Annotated in this window: 17 protein-coding genes; 12 read left to right on the forward strand and 5 right to left on the reverse strand. The window is 35.8% G+C overall.

What is annotated here, in order from left to right; all coding sequences use genetic code 11:
- Positions 1 to 83: 83 nt before the first annotated feature.
- The 9 genes from FLAVO9AF_RS06070 (at position 84) to FLAVO9AF_RS06110 (ending at position 7,376) form a co-directional block, all read left to right on the forward strand.
- Positions 84 to 2,207 (forward strand): M3 family metallopeptidase, encoded by a 2,124-nt coding sequence (locus FLAVO9AF_RS06070; protein ID WP_159685734.1) that lies wholly within the window; start codon positions 84 to 86, stop codon positions 2,205 to 2,207.
- Between the two features lie 168 nt (positions 2,208 to 2,375).
- Positions 2,376 to 3,170 carry a polysaccharide deacetylase family protein gene (locus tag FLAVO9AF_RS06075; RefSeq protein WP_159685737.1) on the forward strand — a complete coding sequence of 265 codons (795 nt, stop codon included), beginning with the start codon at positions 2,376 to 2,378 and terminating at the stop codon, positions 3,168 to 3,170.
- Between the two features lie 39 nt (positions 3,171 to 3,209).
- Positions 3,210 to 3,776, forward strand: coding sequence for a PepSY domain-containing protein (locus tag FLAVO9AF_RS06080; RefSeq protein ID WP_159685740.1), 567 nt, complete (start codon positions 3,210 to 3,212; stop codon positions 3,774 to 3,776).
- 150 nt (positions 3,777 to 3,926) lie between these two features.
- Entirely contained in the window at positions 3,927 to 4,646 is a 720-nt protein-coding gene (locus FLAVO9AF_RS06085; RefSeq protein WP_159685743.1) for a hypothetical protein, read from the forward strand.
- 40 nt (positions 4,647 to 4,686) lie between these two features.
- A complete protein-coding gene (locus FLAVO9AF_RS06090; protein WP_159685746.1) occupies positions 4,687 to 5,070 on the forward strand; it encodes a VOC family protein in 384 nt (127 codons plus the stop codon).
- Between the two features lie 119 nt (positions 5,071 to 5,189).
- A complete protein-coding gene (locus FLAVO9AF_RS06095) occupies positions 5,190 to 5,555 on the forward strand; it encodes a hypothetical protein (protein ID WP_201296281.1) in 366 nt (121 codons plus the stop codon).
- Between the two features lie 17 nt (positions 5,556 to 5,572).
- Positions 5,573 to 5,923: a cupin domain-containing protein gene (locus FLAVO9AF_RS06100; RefSeq protein ID WP_159685753.1), complete on the forward strand. Its 351-nt coding sequence runs from the start codon at positions 5,573 to 5,575 to the stop codon at positions 5,921 to 5,923.
- A 71-nt stretch (positions 5,924 to 5,994) separates the two neighbouring features.
- Positions 5,995 to 6,927 carry a peptidylprolyl isomerase gene (locus FLAVO9AF_RS06105; RefSeq protein WP_159685758.1) on the forward strand — a complete coding sequence of 311 codons (933 nt, stop codon included), beginning with the start codon at positions 5,995 to 5,997 and terminating at the stop codon, positions 6,925 to 6,927.
- Between the two features lie 95 nt (positions 6,928 to 7,022).
- The gene (locus tag FLAVO9AF_RS06110) at positions 7,023 to 7,376 is read left to right on the forward strand and encodes a tRNA-binding protein (RefSeq protein WP_159685761.1); all 354 of its coding nucleotides are present in this window, start codon (positions 7,023 to 7,025) and stop codon (positions 7,374 to 7,376) included.
- Here FLAVO9AF_RS06110 and FLAVO9AF_RS06115 read toward each other — a convergent pair.
- From FLAVO9AF_RS06115 to FLAVO9AF_RS06130, 4 genes are all read right to left on the reverse strand, one after another.
- Positions 7,373 to 7,918: an alpha/beta hydrolase gene (locus FLAVO9AF_RS06115; RefSeq protein WP_159685764.1), complete on the reverse strand. Its 546-nt coding sequence runs from the start codon at positions 7,916 to 7,918 to the stop codon at positions 7,373 to 7,375. The genes FLAVO9AF_RS06110 and FLAVO9AF_RS06115 overlap by 4 nt on opposite strands.
- Positions 7,918 to 8,745, reverse strand: coding sequence for an alpha/beta hydrolase (locus tag FLAVO9AF_RS06120; RefSeq protein WP_159685767.1), 828 nt, complete (start codon positions 8,743 to 8,745; stop codon positions 7,918 to 7,920). The genes FLAVO9AF_RS06115 and FLAVO9AF_RS06120 overlap by 1 nt, the downstream gene beginning before the upstream one ends.
- A gap of 241 nt (positions 8,746 to 8,986) precedes the next feature.
- Positions 8,987 to 9,367, reverse strand: a complete 381-nt coding sequence (locus FLAVO9AF_RS06125; protein WP_159685770.1) for a PUR family DNA/RNA-binding protein — start codon at positions 9,365 to 9,367, stop codon at positions 8,987 to 8,989.
- Between the two features lie 64 nt (positions 9,368 to 9,431).
- Positions 9,432 to 11,210 carry an ABC transporter ATP-binding protein gene (locus FLAVO9AF_RS06130; protein ID WP_159685773.1) on the reverse strand — a complete coding sequence of 593 codons (1,779 nt, stop codon included), beginning with the start codon at positions 11,208 to 11,210 and terminating at the stop codon, positions 9,432 to 9,434.
- A 198-nt stretch (positions 11,211 to 11,408) separates the two neighbouring features.
- Between FLAVO9AF_RS06130 and FLAVO9AF_RS06135 the strand changes: the two genes are divergently transcribed.
- The 3 genes from FLAVO9AF_RS06135 to yajC all read left to right on the forward strand — a co-directional run bounded on the left by FLAVO9AF_RS06135 (position 11,409) and on the right by yajC (position 13,951).
- Positions 11,409 to 12,512 carry a Glu/Leu/Phe/Val dehydrogenase gene (locus FLAVO9AF_RS06135; RefSeq protein ID WP_159685776.1) on the forward strand — a complete coding sequence of 368 codons (1,104 nt, stop codon included), beginning with the start codon at positions 11,409 to 11,411 and terminating at the stop codon, positions 12,510 to 12,512.
- A gap of 193 nt (positions 12,513 to 12,705) precedes the next feature.
- Positions 12,706 to 13,617 carry a transcription antitermination factor NusB gene (nusB, locus tag FLAVO9AF_RS06140; RefSeq protein WP_159690923.1) on the forward strand — a complete coding sequence of 304 codons (912 nt, stop codon included), beginning with the start codon at positions 12,706 to 12,708 and terminating at the stop codon, positions 13,615 to 13,617.
- Positions 13,618 to 13,678: 61 nt separating this feature from the next.
- Entirely contained in the window at positions 13,679 to 13,951 is a 273-nt protein-coding gene (gene yajC / locus FLAVO9AF_RS06145) for a preprotein translocase subunit YajC (RefSeq protein WP_159685779.1), read from the forward strand.
- A 90-nt stretch (positions 13,952 to 14,041) separates the two neighbouring features.
- Here yajC and FLAVO9AF_RS06150 read toward each other — a convergent pair whose 3' ends face one another.
- Positions 14,042 to 15,511 (reverse strand): DUF6029 family protein, encoded by a 1,470-nt coding sequence (locus FLAVO9AF_RS06150; protein WP_159685782.1) that lies wholly within the window; start codon positions 15,509 to 15,511, stop codon positions 14,042 to 14,044.
- Position 15,512 lies beyond the last annotated feature (1 nt).

The raw sequence follows: 15,512 nt of genomic DNA on the forward strand, positions 1-15,512 counted from the left end.
GGTTTCTCAATAAAAGGAACTTTTGCCTGCGATACTGTTTTTTTTAGTACTTTTAAAACCTAATAATTTGTAAATTTTTCAATATGAATTCTTTTTCAAAAATAGCTAGTGCGGGCTGTCTTTTGTTGTTCAGTACGCTGCTAGTAGAGAACGTTAATGCCCAAAATACTACTGCTCCTATGAACAATCCTCTTTTGCAACGAAGTACTTTACAGTACCAAACGCCACCTTTTGATAAAATTAAAGACGAACATTTTAAACCTGCTTTTGACTATGGTTTAAAAGTGCACGACGAAGAAATCGAGAAAATCACGAATAATACGGCAAAACCTACTTTCGAGAATACCGTTTTAGCGCTAGAAACTTGTGGTGTAGATTTAGGTAGAGCAACTGGAGTTTTTTATAATCTTTCGGGGTCTAATACTAATCCAACACTTCAGGCAATTGAAGCAGAATATGCACCAATTTTTTCGGCGCATAACGACAAAATTTACTTGAATAGTAAATTGTATAACCGCATTAAAAGCATTCCATTGTCGAGTTTAAAAGGAGAAGATAAAAAACTAACCGAATACTACTTGCAACAATTCGAATTAGCAGGAGCTAATCTTTCAGAAGCCGATAAAGAAAAAATGAAAAAGATCAACGAAGAGTTGGCTACATTGAGTACTTTATACAGCAATAAATTATTAACTGCTCGTAAAAATGCTGCCGTGTTTTTTGATGCAGCTTCAGATTTGGCGGGTTTAACGCCTGATGAAATTGCAGCTGCCAAAGCCAATGCTACCGCAGCAGGACAAGATGGGAAATATATGATTGCGATTATCAATACCACACAGCAACCTGTTTTGATGAGTTTGACCAATCGTGCGTCTAGAGAGAAGGTTTTCAAAGCTTCTTGGTATCGTGCAGAAAAAGGAGATGAAGGCGATACTCGCGAAACCCTTGAAAAAATGGCCAAATTGCGTTTGCAAAAAGCACAATTGATGGGTAAAAAGAGTTTTGCTGAGTGGAAATTACAAGATCAAATGGCACAAACTCCAGCACCTGCAATGGATTTGTTAGCCAAAATCGCAAAACCAGCAGTAGCCAAAGCCAATGAAGAAGCCAAAGACATTCAAGCCTTAATTGATGCGCAAAATGGTGGTTTTAAATTAGAACCTTGGGATTGGGATTTCTATTCTGAGCAAGTGCGTAAAGCCAAATACGATTTGGACGAAAGTCAAATCAAACCGTATTTTGAAATTGGTTCAGTGCTAGAAAAAGGAGTCTTTTTTGCAGCAAAACAGATGTACGGACTTACTTTCAAAGAAAGAAATGATTTACCAGTGTACAATTCTGATGTAAAAGTGTATGAGGTTTTCAATGATAAAGGCGCTTCAATCGCGATTTACTATTTGGATTTTTATGCGAGAGACAATAAAAATGGTGGCGCTTGGATGAGTAATTTGGTGAATCAATCGCATTATTTAAACCAAAAACCAGTCATTGTCAATGTGTACAATTTTGCAAAACCAGTTAATGGTAATCCATCTTTAATCAGTTTTGATGATGTAACCACATTATTTCACGAGTTTGGACACACCTTACACGGATTGTTTGCCAACCAAAAATATGTAACACTTTCTGGAACGGCTGTACCGAGAGATTATGTGGAGTTTCCTTCGCAAATCAACGAACACGCTGCTTTAGATCCAACGGTTTTGAAAAATTACGCAGTGCATTATCAAACCAAACAAGCAATTCCACAAGAGTTGATTGATAAAATCAAAAAAGCAGATACTTTCAATAAAGGGTATGTGGTAACTGAATTGTTGGCTGCCGCAACACTAGATATGGCTTGGCATAGTGTAGAAAAAGAGTCGGATTTTAAACCTACTTTAGATTTTGAAAAAGAGGCTTTGAAAAAATATGGTTTGTTAGTGAATGAAGTACCTACTCGTTATCATTCTCCTTACTTTGCTCACATTTGGGGAGGCGGTTACTCTGCAGGATATTACGCTTACACTTGGTCTAAAACTTTAGATTATAATGCTTACGATTGGTTTGAAGCCAATGGTGGAATGACTAGAAAGAATTGTGATCGTTTTGTGAAATACATTTTGTCTGTAGGGAACAGTGTAGATTTGAACAAAGCTTTCAAAGAATTCATCGGTCACGATATGAAGATTGAACCGTATTTAAAAAATGCAGGATTGACTAAATAGTTGATTGACAATGTGTTACTAAGGCTTAAAAATGACATTCGAAAGGATGTCATTTTTTCTGTTTATGCTTTCTATGTTGACTTTTTTTCTCTTTGAATAAAAGAATTTTGAATACATTTACTCAACAAGTTTCTTGGTTGAAACTATTTATTATTCAAAAAAAACATTATGAATTTTTATAAAATAGTGGTGTTGGGTTGTATTCTAGCTCTCTCTTTTGGGGCTTTGGCTCAAACAACATCAAGACAATGGAATGGCAAAAAGTGTGCGGTAGTACTAACTTATGATGATGCCTTGAATGTACATTTAGATAAGGTGATTCCAGCGTTGGATGCTTTCAAGTTTAAAGGGACTTTTTATTTAGTTGGATCATCGCCAGTAGTGTCAAAACGTTTGAGCGAATGGCGTGTAGCTGCTAAAAAAGGGCATGAACTAGGTAATCACACCTTAAATCATCCTTGTGACGGGACTTTTGCAGGAAGAGATTTCGTCACTCCCGAAGCCGATTTGTCTAAATTTTCAGTAGCTCGAGCGATTAACGAGATCAAAGTTACCAACACGATTTTAGAGGCCATCGACGGCAAAAAAGAGCGCACTTTTGCTTATCCGTGCGGGGATCGTAAAATAGGAGATGTTTATTATTATGATTTGCTAAAAGAAGATTTTGTGGCGGCGAGAGGGGTCGAATCGGGGTTGTTGCAAAAACAACAAGTTGATTTGGCAAATATCAATTGTTTTGGACAAAGCGAATCTACTGCTGTGCAAATGATTGCGCAAATAGAAGCTGCAGAAAAGGCAGGTTCGTTTGCTGTACTTCTATTTCACGGTGTTGGAGGGGAACACGGACTTAATGTCTCTGCGGAAGAGCATCAAAAAGTATTGGTCTATCTTAAAAAAAGAGAGAAAGATATTTGGGTTGCCACAATGGTTGAGGTTGCCAATTATATCAAAAAGAGCAAATAAATTTTTAAAGTAGTTATTATCTGTTTAATAGTTAAATGTATGAGCGAAAGTAATAAAAGAAAAAGTCAGGCTAAAACATTGAGAGTATTTAGAAAAGTGCACCGAACCACGGGTGCTTTTTTATTTATTTTCTTTTTCATTATATCCATCACTGGATTGCTTTTAGGGTGGAAAAAGAATAGCGGTGGCTTACTATTGGCTGATTCTCGCAAAGGAACCACAACCGATTTGAGGCAATGGCTCCCTGTGGATAGTTTAAAACAAAAAGCCTGTTATTATTTGCAAAAGGAAGTCTCACCTAATGTTTCTTTAGCATTGAATAGAATTGATATTCGTCCTGATAAAGGAATGGTGAAGTTTGTTTTTGAAGAAGACTATTGGGGCGTTCAATTGGATGGAGCTACTGGAGCATTACTTCATCTAGAACGTCGAAATGCTGATTTTGTCGAAAACATTCACGATGGTTCCTATCTAGATGCATATTTCGAAACGGGCAATGGGATTTTTAAATTGATTTATACCACTGTAATGGGACTAGCTCTTTTGGTTTTTACCATAACTGGTTTTTGGCTTTGGTATGGACCTAAGCGAATGCGTGTTGCTTAGCTTTAATTTGAAACTACTTTATTAATCCAAATCAATTTTGTTTTGTAGTTTTGTTAAGTTGTTGTTTTTTAAATGGTTGTGTTTTATTTGTAAAAGCGAATAACACACTCTAAGCCCTTATTAATCACTATAATTTTAACAAATAAAAATATGAAAAAAGGATTTGTAATTGTCGTTTTACTCTTTTTGTCTCAACTAACTTTCGCGCAAAAAGAATGGTTTTCCACTTTTTCTGATTCGACTGCTTTGGTCAAACAAGCCAATCAGATCTCATCAACGTTTATTAAGGACATTGCCAATGTCAAACCAACATTGGTGTTAACTCTGAAAACCAGATTGAATACCACGCCTTATCTTATTTATTATGATGATGATGGTAAACAAAAAACAGCCAATTTGCCTTTATGGGATCAAGTAATTCCCGAACAAAAAGCTTTTTTCTATGAAGTTGCTGGGGGAGAAGTAGAGGGTAAGGAAGTTTTCGGATTGTTTTTTAACGGATTTTATTTGCCGCATGAGCTAGGACATGCCTTGCAACATAGGAGAGAAGGGAATGTGCTCGGCTCTTATGAAAGTGAGTATTTTGCAAATGTTGTTGCTATGCTTTGGTGGAAAAAACAAGGGAAGAAAAAAGAACTGGAACAATGTTATCGCTATGCCAAAAAAATGTGGGCAAAACTACCTAATCCAGTACCGGAAGGAATGAGTATAGAAGCCTATTTTAAGGCTAATTACCAGCAAGCTTCTCAAAATCCGTATACTTATGGTTATATGCAATTCAAGCAATTTATTTTGGTTTATGAAGATAAAAACTTGCCCAATTTTGAAGTGTTTGTCAAGAATTACCTAGCCTCAAAAGGAAAATTATAATAAAGTTTCAAAGGAATTTTTAATCTAAAATTATAATGCTATGAGAACAGTAAATGCAGTAACTTGGTTCGAAATCTATGTTGACGATATGGATAGAGCTAGAAAATTTTATGAAACTGTTTTAGGAGAAGTGATGATACCAATGCCAATGCCTGAAGGGTTTTCTGGTCAAATGGTGGCTTTTCCTTGGGTAGAAGGGGCTACTAATTCGTCAGGAGCGCTTGTACAAGATGAAACGAGGAAGCCAAGTGCAGCAGGAACTTTAGTCTATTTTGCTTGCAGAGATTGTGCAGAAGAGTTAAGCAGAGTGGAAGCAGCTGGAGGCAAAGTCGTTGCGCCAAAGTTTGCCATTGGTGAACACGGTTTTTGTGGATTAGCTTCTGACACCGAAGGCAATACAATCGGTTTTCACTCGATACATTAATATAGCTCAAAACAGAATATTTTCAAATGACGCCATTATTCAAAAAATTAAATTTTAAAAATCATAAAGCAATTTTAGTTCTGAATGCCCCAACATCTTTTGTCTCAGAAAAGGAGGCAATGGCAAACGAAACTGTTTTTTACAACAACGAAAATGAAATAACAACTATTGATTTTGTTATGGTTTTTGTCACGCAATTGCAAGAAATAGAAACAGCGATTACGACACTTTTTCCAAAAATTAACGGAGATGCTATTGTTTGGTTTTGTTATCCAAAAGGAACTTCCAAAAAATACAAATGCGAATTCAATAGAGATAATGGCTGGGCAGTTTTAGGGAATTTCGGTTTTGAACCCGTTCGTATGGTCGCTGTTGATGAAGATTGGAGCGCTCTACGATTCAGAAAAACGACCTATATTAAAACGCTTACTCGTAGTTCTAGTTTTGCGATTTCTGCCGATGGAAAAGCAAGAACCCAGAAATAATTTATCTTAAAATAAAAATGAAGCAGTCAACAACGAGCGCTAAATTTCTTTTAGCCAAAGAGCAAGAATGGGAAAATGTAGGAGAGGGAATTCAGCGGCAGATAATGGCTTATGACGAACGGGTAATGCTCGTCAATGTAAAATTTGAAAAAGGTGCTGTTGGTGTACTTCATAAGCACTATCACACTCAAGTTACTTATATAGCAGAAGGAATTTTTGAGGTAACTATTGATGGTGAAACCCAAACTCTTCTAACAGGAGATAGTTTTTATATTCCGCCGCATGCTATTCATGGTGTAGTTTGTTTAGAGGCAGGACTTCTGGTTGATGTTTTTAGTCCCATGCGTGAGGATTTTATGAGTCAATAAAATTAATTATAAGCAAAAATCGATATCGCATTTATTTTCGTAAATTTGCGCCTCAATAAAAATAATTTATCATGGAAAACGGAATATATGCTAAATTCAATACCTCTAAAGGATCGATTTTGGTAAAATTGACGCACGATTTGACTCCAGGAACTGTTGGGAATTTCGTGGCTTTAGCTGAAGGAAATATGGAAAACAAAGTAAAGCCTCAAGGTGTAAAATACTATGATGGTTTATCTTTTCACAGAGTAATTCCTGATTTTATGATTCAAGGGGGATGTCCAAAAGGAACAGGAACCGGAGATCCAGGATACAAATTTGATGATGAGTTTCATCCTTCTCTAAAACACGATCGTCCAGGGGTTTTGTCTATGGCTAATGCTGGACCTGGAACTAATGGATCTCAGTTTTTTATCACTCACGTTCCAACAAGCTGGTTGGATAACAAACACACTGTTTTCGGAAACGTAATCGAAGGACAAGAGGTTGTAGATGCTGTATCACAAGGAGACCAATTGGAGACTTTAGAAATTATTCGTGTTGGTGAAGAAGCGCAAAACTGGAATGCTATCGAAGCTTTTATCGGTTTAAGAGGTGCTAGAATGAAAAGAGAAGCAGCTTTGAAAGCAGAAGCAGAAGCAAAAATGGAACAATTGGCTGCTGGTTTTGAAAAAACAGAAAGCGGATTACGTTACCAATTTATCCAAAGAGGTTCTGGAAAAAAAGCAGAAAACGGAAAAACAGTTGCTGTACATTATGAAGGTTCTCTTGAAAACGGAAAAGTATTTGATTCTTCTTACCCAAGAAAAAAACCAATCGAATTTCGTTTAGGACAAGGTCAAGTGATTGAAGGTTGGGACGAAGGTATTGCTTTGTTGCAAGTGGGAGATAAAGCCCGTTTTGTAATCCCATCTGATTTGGCTTATGGTCCAAGTGGAGCAGGAGGAGTAATTCCACCACATGCTACTTTGATTTTTGATGTTGAATTAATGGATGTAAAATAAAAAAAGCGTTACTCAATAAATAGATCCCAAAACAGACTAATTGACTGTTTTGGGATTTTTTTTGAAGTATTGAATAGAAACTAAATAGAAATTCTATGAGTATAAAAAATGAGACTTTTTTAAGTTGGGAACAATTTGAAAGAGTAGAGATGCGAGTAGGAACCATTTTACAAGTGAATGATTTTCCTGAAGCCAGAAAACCAGCGTATCAACTCACTATTGATTTTGGTACTATTATAGGTATTCGTAAATCTTCGGCTCAGATAACTTCGCATTATACGAAAGAGGAATTAGTAGACCGACAAATCGTAGCAGTAGTTAATTTTTCTAAAAAGCAAATAGGTAAATTTATGAGCGAATGCTTGGTGCTTGGCGCTGTTGGCAAGCAGGGTGATGTAGTTTTGTTGTCTCCCGATTTTAAAATTGAAAACGGATTAAGAGTCGCTTAGTTTGTCTTTTGGATTAAAAGCTTCAAAATGTCTTGTCCTTCTTCCCAAAGACCCAGATTCATTTCAGAATTGATGTGTCCTTTTCTTCCAATATTTATGAAATCACTTCCCCAGTTTTTGGACAATTCATAGGCTCTTTCCAAAGTCATGTAAGGGTCGTTTTCGCTTCCAACCACGATGGAAGGAAAAGGCAGTGGCTGCATAGGAATTGGTGCAAAATTCCAAATGCACTCTGGGGTATGTTCAGAGGAATCAACATCAGCGGGTGCTACTAATAGTGCTCCTTTAATAAAAGGATTTTCAGATGTCTTTGCCCAATGAGCCACTAAGATGGTGGCTAAACTATGCGCTACCAAAATGGTAGGTTCTTGTATGGTTTTTAGGGTTGCTTCTAAACGTTCGAGCCAGTCTCTGAGTAATGGTTGGTCCCAGTTATCCTGGGTTACTTTGGTGGTATTTGGAAAATGATTTAACCAAAAGTTTTGCCAATGCCCCACGCCTGAGTCACCTAATCCAGGAATAATAAGGAGTTTTGGTGTCATTATAATTTCTTTTTTAATGCTGTTATTCTTTTTACTTCTTTGATCAATAGCGGAAGTGCGGGTTCTACCATTCCGTGGTCAAATCCTTCTAATTCATAAAGTGTGGTTGATGAGTGGCCTTTGATTTTCATCATGCGCATCAAATAGGCATTTTCTTCGTAGCGTCCCAAAAGTTCGAGTTCGCGATCTCCAGTGATTAATAATAAAGGTGGTGCATCAGCTCGAACGTGAAACAAAGGTGCGAATTCGTCAATTATGGGTTGTGTGTCGGGAATGCCTCTTTCTTTTCTGATTTCGAAATGAGTGATGGCTTGTCCGCTCAAAGGGATAAGCCCTGCAATGGTATTGGCATCGACGGCATAAGGTTGTAGCCATTTTTTATCGAGTCCAATCATCATTCCTAGATAGCCACCAGCAGAATGTCCAGACACAAAAAGCAACGAGGAATCACCTCCGTATTTTGCGATGTTCTTAAAGGTCCATGCTACTGCGGCAGCGGCATCTTCTATACAGTTTTTTACTTTTGCCTTAGGCGAAAGTCGGTAGTTTACTCCAATAATGGCGAAACCTTTTTCTTTTAATCCAGATAAAATTTCTTTGTTTCCTCCTGATAATCCTCCTCCGTGAAACCAAATTATAGTGGCAAATCCTTTGCTGTTTTTGGGGTAGTAAATATCTAATACGCAACGTTCTTTGATGTAAGGGTCGGTTGATGCAACAGCTTCGTTGTAATAAGGAATGTTGTTTTCTTGAACATATTCTATTTTTTGTCCCCAAAGAATAGGACTTATGAGCAATAGTAGAAGGGCAAAATAGGTGGTTTTCATGGATTGTTTTTTATTCCATAAATATATGATTTTTCAACTTTTATTTGGTGCATGTTATGAAAAAGAGTCGTCATTTTTAGCCCTGATGGAAGCGGCATCCTTGCTGGGGCTCTTTTTTTCTAGAGCCTCAGCAAGATATAGCGTACAGCAGGACGAGGCGTGAAGGATAAAAAGGATTTTTGCTCCAAAAAAAAGCCCAAAAATCAGTTGACTTTTGGGCTAATGTAAGTGTTAATTGTTTTTAGATGTCATCAAAATCGATATCTGTAAAGCTAGATACTTTTGGGGTATTTTCGCTTTCTACTGTTTCGTTTGAGAATTCTCTTTTGAAATCTTTTTGGTGTCTTTCCGAGATTACTTCTTCTCCTTTGTGGTTTAAAATGTAAGAAGTCATGTCGCTTAAAATTTCTTCGAAAGCTGCAAAATCCTCTTTATACAAGTAAATCTTGTGTTTTTTAAAGTGGAAAGAGCCATCTTCTTCGGTAAATTTTTTGCTTTCGGTAATGGTAATGTAGTAATCGTCCGCCTTTGTGGCTCTAACATCAAAGAAATACGTTCTTCTTCCAGCGCGAAGCACTTTAGAGTAAATTTCTTCTTTTTCTAGCATGTCATTTTCTCTCATAATTCTTTCGATCCTTTTATAAATAGCAATCAAAAATCATAAAAAATTATTGATAAAACAACATTTATAGTAATTCTTTTTCCGAAAGTTGTTTTAAATAAAGAGCGGAATAATAGCCGCTTTCGTTTATTAATTGATTATGAGAGCCTTGCTGAATTATTTGTCCATTTTCAAGGATTATGATTTTGTCAGCATTTTTTGCAGAGGAAACTCTATGGCTTACAATGATGGTGGTTTTGTCTTTACAAATTTCGAATAGATTATTCAAAATTGCTTCTTCGGTTTCTGTGTCTACCGCTGATAAACAGTCGTCAAAAAGTAAAATCTCAGGTTTTTTGATGATAGCTCTGGCAATAGAAACACGTTGTTTTTGTCCACCAGACAAAGTGATGCCACGTTCGCCTAAGATGGTGTCGTAACCTTTGTTGAATCCTTCAATATTGTCGTGAACCACAGCGCTTTTGGCAGCGGCGATAACCTCGTCATCGGTTGCGTTTTCTTTGCCAAACTTGATGTTGTTTTTGATGCTATCGGAGAAAAGGAAAGCATCTTGAGGCACGATTCCGATACTGTTTCTTAAGTCGAATAAGTTCAATTGACTGATTTCTTTTCCATCAATTTTTACTTGTCCTTCGGTGACATCATACATTCTGGAAATGAGTGATAAAAGCGTTGATTTTCCTGAACCCGTTTTACCAAGAATAGCCAATGTTTCTCCTTTTTTCACCGTAAAAGATACGTTTTTGAGAGCTTCTATATTAGTGTCTTCGTAGGTGTAGCTTACATTTTCGAAACTAATGGTTCCATCTATACTGCTTGATGCAGGGTTATTGTTTTGGATGTCTGGGACAATTTTTAAGAATTCGTTCAAGCGTTTTTGGGACGCTTCTGCTTCTTGTACCATAGATGAAACCCATCCTAATGAGGCTACTGGCCAAGTTAACATATTGACATACAAAATAAATTCTGCGATGGTACCAATGCTTTTTATGGTTCCGTTGATGTACAGCATCCCACCAAAATAGATAACCACTAAGTTGCTAATTCCAATTAACGCAAGCATCAACGGGCCAAATAAAGATTGTACTCTGGCAAGACTCAGGCTTTTGCTTTTGCTTTCTTCTGCAAGTGAGATGAGGTTGTTTTGTTGTTGGTTTTCTAATGAATAAGCCTTGATCACACGAATACCAGAGAAGATTTCTTGGGTAAAACTTGAAACTTTTGATAAATATTGTTGGAAAACAGTACTTCGAATGTTGATTTCTGAACTTAGTTTGAAAATGGCATAGGATAGTATCGGTAGCGGAAGCAAAGTGTAGATGGTTAATCTAGGTGACACATTGTACATATAGGCAATTACAATCGCAAATCGAATAAAGGTGTTGATGGTATACATCACCGCTGGTCCCACGTACATTCGAACTTTGGAAACATCTTCGCTAATGCGGTTCATTAAGTCTCCTGTGCGGTTTTGTTTGTAGAAGTTTTGCGATAAGTTTTCGTATTGACGAAACACTTCATTTTTTAAATCAAATTCGATATGACGGGACATTACAATCAATGTTTGTCGCATCAAAAAAGTTAAAAATCCAGCAATAATTGTTGTAGCAATAATCAATAAAACGTTGTGAATGAGTTCTTCTCGATATTGACCAATGACCATTGTAGATGATTTTTCTACACTAGAAAGTTTGTCGAATTTTTCGATAGCTTCGAGAGAACTGCTAATTAATTTTGGAGTAAATAAGGAGAATATTTGTGCGATAATTGTGATTAAAATACCAAGAGAGAAACTGAATTTGTATTTTATAAAGTATTTATCTAAATAACGTAATTCTTTCATTTTTTTTTGAGATTCGGACTTGTTTCTTTTTCTATTATTACTTTTTTGTTAAAAAAAGTAAGGTGTATGTTCTTTTGAGTCTAATAAAATTTTATGATATTGTCAAAATAACGATTTAAAATTAGGTTATGTTTGATTATTTTATATTTTTGACTTGAAATTTTATCAATTTTGTAAAATAATAAAAACAACACGCTTATGAATGCAACAATAGCAACCGCTAAGGAAATTCAAAAAATGGATCCTGTTTTTGGTCAAATGTCATTTGATGACCACGAACAAATTGTATTTTGCAACGACAAAGATACAGGATTAAAAGCAATAATTGGTATTCATAATTCTGTAATGGGACCTGCTTTAGGTGGGACAAGAATGTTCAATTATAGCAATGAATGGGAGGCTTTGAATGATGTTTTGCGTTTGTCACGCGGAATGACTTTTAAATCAGCAATTACCGGTTTGAATATTGGTGGAGGAAAAGCAGTAATTATTGGTGATGCTAAAACACAAAAAACGCCAGAATTGATGCGTAAGTTTGGTGAATTTGTCCACTCCTTAAGCGGAAGATATATTACAGCTGAAGATGTTGGAATGGAAACTGCCGATATGGACATCGTGAGAGATGTTACTCCTTATGTAACTGGAATTTCAGAAGAAAGAGGTGGAGCAGGAAATCCGTCTCCTGTAACTGCTTTTGGAGTTTATATGGGAATGAAAGCAGCTGCTAAACAACAATTTGGTTCAGATGTTTTAACTGGTAAAAAAGTTTTAGTACAAGGAATTGGTCACGTTGGTGAAGCTTTGGTTGAGTATTTGACTAAAGAAGGTGCCTTGGTTACCATTTCTGATATTAATGAAGAGCGTTTGTATGAAGTTGGTCAAAAATACAATGCAACTGTTTATACTGGAACAGATGTATATGCAGAAGAAGTAGATATCTATGCGCCTTGTGCAATGGGAGCTACTATTAATGATACAACTATTCATAAAATTAAAGCAAAAGTAATTGCAGGAGCTGCTAATAATCAGTTGGCTAATGAAGTGGTTCACGGTGCAATTTTGCAAGAAAGAGGCATTTTGTATGCGCCAGATTTCTTGATTAATGCTGGTGGAATCATTAACGTATATGCAGAATTAGCACATTATGGTAAAGCAGAAATTATGGCTAAAACCGAAAATATCTACAATACTACTTTGGAGATTTTTGATTTTGCAATTGCTAACAAAATGACGACACATCAAGCAGCATTGACTATTGCGCAACAACGTATTGCTGAAAGAAAACTAGCAAATAGTAAATAATAGCTTTATAAATTTTTAGCGTCTCAATTATAGAAAGGTTTTTTCGAATCTTTTATTAATTGGGACACTTTTTTATTTATTAAATAAATTACTGTTCAAATTTTCATTTAAGCGATGAAATCCTTAATTTTGCAGACTAATTTTTAAAAGTTCTTACAAGGTGGTAAACAGAAGACACATCCGCGTTAAAGTCATGCAATCCATTTATGCAATGCATCAAAATGGTGCTGATAATCTAGAAAAAGAAGAAAGATTTCTTTTTTACAGTATTGATAACATTCTAGATTTATACCTTACAATGGTGTCATCATTATTAGAAATTTGTAAAAAAGAACAAGTTTTTTTACACTTATCAAGTCAAAAACACCTTGCTACTCCTCAAGAACGCAAACCCAACGAAAAATTTATCAAAAATGCTGTTTTTCAGATTTTGGCTGAAAACAATTCTTTGAGTATCGCGATGGAAAATCGTAAAATCAATAATTGGTCGTTGAACGATGATTACATTATTATTTTGCTTAATGCGATAAAAGAAAGTAAATTGTATGCTAAATATATGAGCAATACAGTTAATACTTTTGAAGAAGATAAAGAATTTATTGCAGCTATCTTTGAAGAAATTATCGTTCCGAATGACAAATTATACGAATATCTTGAGGACGATAAATTGACTTGGATTGATGATATTCCGATGGTGAATACTCAAATTTTGAAACAGTTAAAAGCATTGAAGCCTCTTGAAGAAGATAATTTTAGAGTACCAAAATTATACAAAGACACAGAAGACAAGGATTTCGTAAAGGATTTGTTCCGCAAGACTGTTTTGAATGAAAAAGAATTGGCAAAAACGTATGACGATAAAACGCCAAATTGGGACAGTGACCGTATTGCTGAAGTTGATACCATTATATTAAAAATGGCTATTTGTGAGTTTTTGAAATTCCCATCAATTCCTGTGAAGGTAACTTTGAATGAATATTTAGAAATTGCAAAAGAATATTCTACGCCTAAAAGTAGTATTTTTATCAATGGAATTTTAGATAACCTGGTAAAAGAATTAACTGAAAGCAAGAAGTTGGTAAAAGTTGGTCGCGGTTTGATGTAATCAATAATGCACAACATTTAAATTTAACAAAACAAAAAAATAACAAATTAAGATTTTTATTATGGGACAATTACAACAGTTTTTACCGTTTTTATTGATGTTTGTGGTGATTTATTTCTTTATGATTAGACCACAACAAAAACGTGCTAAAAACGAAAAAGAATTTGAAAGCAGTTTGAAAGTAGGGGATAAAATTGTTACAAAAAGTGGATTACACGGTAAAGTTGCCGAATTGTCTGAAACTACAGTTATTATCGAAACAATGTCAGGTAAATTAAAGATGGAGCGTTCTGCGATATCTATGGAAATGAGTGCTGCTTTGGCTAAGAAATAGTAGGTTCACTAATCAAATAAAAAAATCCCAAATTCCTAATTAGTCGGAATTTGGGATTTTTTATGCAAGCATTAGAACAAATTATTTACTTTAAAATCTACAATTCCATCGGACTTCAACACCTTGAAAGTCTAGTACTTCATAACAAATTCCAGCATTACAGGCTGGTCCGCCGCGGCGTTGGCCCGCAAAAAGAACTAGGCTGTTGGCATTGTTAAGTTGATATTTTACATTGGTCCCCAGCCAAGATTTTAACGATTTAGAGGTTAAAAACGTATCATTACTGAATTCTGATACTAAATTGATAATCCATTTGGATTTGAAGGAGTAACCGGCCACGGCAATATAATTTTGTGTACTTACTCCGTTTCTATCAAAGGTTTGAAACTCCAGTTCTGTTTTAATGCTAGACTTCTTGTCCGCTTTCCAATCAACATAAGTTCCCATGGCAATCCTATTTTTTTCTTGTTTCAGAGGATCGTTAGAGTAGTCACCAAAGATTTTTAAGTCATGTTTATCTAAAAGGGTAGTGCTGTATTCTGCAAAATATTCGCGAAACGAAAAGGTTCGATCCGCAAGCTTATTTGTTGCTAAGGCATGATTAACGGTTAGTACTCCGCCGTTTTCAAAAGTATAAAAACCTTCAATTTGATAACCAGATTCATTCAAAGGTTGCGCCACGTGAGTGCTTCTGTTTAAAGTTCTATAGGTGTGCTCTTTGATTAATGCAGGCGGTTCGTTAATTCCTGATCCGATTAAAAAAGCATTGTATTGTTTTCCTTCAATAGCGATACCAAAATTTTCAAAATTTAAATTCAAGTTCCCATAGACTGCATGTGTTGAAGTGGATGAAAAATCTGAAAAATTAGAGTCATCGATCTCTTTTGCTCCTTCAAAGTAGTAGGACAAGAGTGGGGACAGTTTGCCTGAAATTGTAGCCATTCCTAGCAATTGGTCTCCAGATGCATTACGAACATTTAATACAGCCGCACCAACTGTCTGTTTGTTGAAATTATAATCCGAATAGACAGCTACAATTTCGTCGGAGCGTCTAAAATCCTGATCTAAGGTTGGTGGGAAAACATTGTTTAATGGTTTACCGTAGATAAGCTTGGTGGTGGAGTTTTTAAGCTTGAGTGTGGCATTCACTCCCAAAATATCTCGCTGAAAATAATTTCTTGCGCGATAGCTCACATCTTCAAGGATTGCGCCAGGAATTTCAAAGGAACGTAATAATAGGCCTCGACCAATAGTTTCCTGATAATTACCCAATTTTACCGTAAGCCATTTGGAATTGTACTGTAACGAGGCTTGTGTTGCCTTGGTGAAATTCCTTTCATTAAACGGAGAATAATAGTTCTCTACTGTTAGCCCAGCTTTGAATTTATCATAAGTATAAGCGAGTAAAGATCTATTGTAAATGGATGAAAATTCAGAATTATCGGTTGGAATTTTTCCATATTGGTATTCCAAAAGATTGTTTCCAGAAAACTGTGCCATTGCCATAAATCCGGTTAAGAGTAAAAGTATGGTTACCGTAATTTTAAGGAGTATTCTCATT

It is taken from the genome of Flavobacterium sp. 9R (genome assembly GCF_902506345.1).
In the GTDB taxonomy this organism is placed as follows: Bacteria; Bacteroidota; Bacteroidia; order Flavobacteriales; family Flavobacteriaceae; genus Flavobacterium.

What these genes read in the sequence shown, in the direction of transcription:
- FLAVO9AF_RS06070 (WP_159685734.1), top strand. Translation starts at nt 84, where the DNA reads ATGAATTCTTTTTCAAAAATAGCTAGTGCGGGCTGTCTTTTGTTGTTC.
- FLAVO9AF_RS06075 (WP_159685737.1), top strand. Translation starts at nt 2,376, where the DNA reads ATGAATTTTTATAAAATAGTGGTGTTGGGTTGTATTCTAGCTCTCTCT.
- FLAVO9AF_RS06080 (WP_159685740.1), top strand. Translation starts at nt 3,210, where the DNA reads ATGAGCGAAAGTAATAAAAGAAAAAGTCAGGCTAAAACATTGAGAGTA.
- FLAVO9AF_RS06085 (WP_159685743.1), top strand. Translation starts at nt 3,927, where the DNA reads ATGAAAAAAGGATTTGTAATTGTCGTTTTACTCTTTTTGTCTCAACTA.
- FLAVO9AF_RS06090 (WP_159685746.1), top strand. Translation starts at nt 4,687, where the DNA reads ATGAGAACAGTAAATGCAGTAACTTGGTTCGAAATCTATGTTGACGAT.
- FLAVO9AF_RS06095 (WP_201296281.1), top strand. Translation starts at nt 5,190, where the DNA reads ATGGCAAACGAAACTGTTTTTTACAACAACGAAAATGAAATAACAACT.
- FLAVO9AF_RS06100 (WP_159685753.1), top strand. Translation starts at nt 5,573, where the DNA reads ATGAAGCAGTCAACAACGAGCGCTAAATTTCTTTTAGCCAAAGAGCAA.
- FLAVO9AF_RS06105 (WP_159685758.1), top strand. Translation starts at nt 5,995, where the DNA reads ATGGAAAACGGAATATATGCTAAATTCAATACCTCTAAAGGATCGATT.
- FLAVO9AF_RS06110 (WP_159685761.1), top strand. Translation starts at nt 7,023, where the DNA reads ATGAGTATAAAAAATGAGACTTTTTTAAGTTGGGAACAATTTGAAAGA.
- FLAVO9AF_RS06115 (WP_159685764.1), bottom strand. Translation starts at nt 7,918, where the DNA reads ATGACACCAAAACTCCTTATTATTCCTGGATTAGGTGACTCAGGCGTG.
- FLAVO9AF_RS06120 (WP_159685767.1), bottom strand. Translation starts at nt 8,745, where the DNA reads ATGAAAACCACCTATTTTGCCCTTCTACTATTGCTCATAAGTCCTATT.
- FLAVO9AF_RS06125 (WP_159685770.1), bottom strand. Translation starts at nt 9,367, where the DNA reads ATGAGAGAAAATGACATGCTAGAAAAAGAAGAAATTTACTCTAAAGTG.
- FLAVO9AF_RS06130 (WP_159685773.1), bottom strand. Translation starts at nt 11,210, where the DNA reads ATGAAAGAATTACGTTATTTAGATAAATACTTTATAAAATACAAATTC.
- FLAVO9AF_RS06135 (WP_159685776.1), top strand. Translation starts at nt 11,409, where the DNA reads ATGAATGCAACAATAGCAACCGCTAAGGAAATTCAAAAAATGGATCCT.
- nusB (WP_159690923.1), top strand. Translation starts at nt 12,706, where the DNA reads ATGCAATCCATTTATGCAATGCATCAAAATGGTGCTGATAATCTAGAA.
- yajC (WP_159685779.1), top strand. Translation starts at nt 13,679, where the DNA reads ATGGGACAATTACAACAGTTTTTACCGTTTTTATTGATGTTTGTGGTG.
- FLAVO9AF_RS06150 (WP_159685782.1), bottom strand. Translation starts at nt 15,511, where the DNA reads ATGAGAATACTCCTTAAAATTACGGTAACCATACTTTTACTCTTAACC.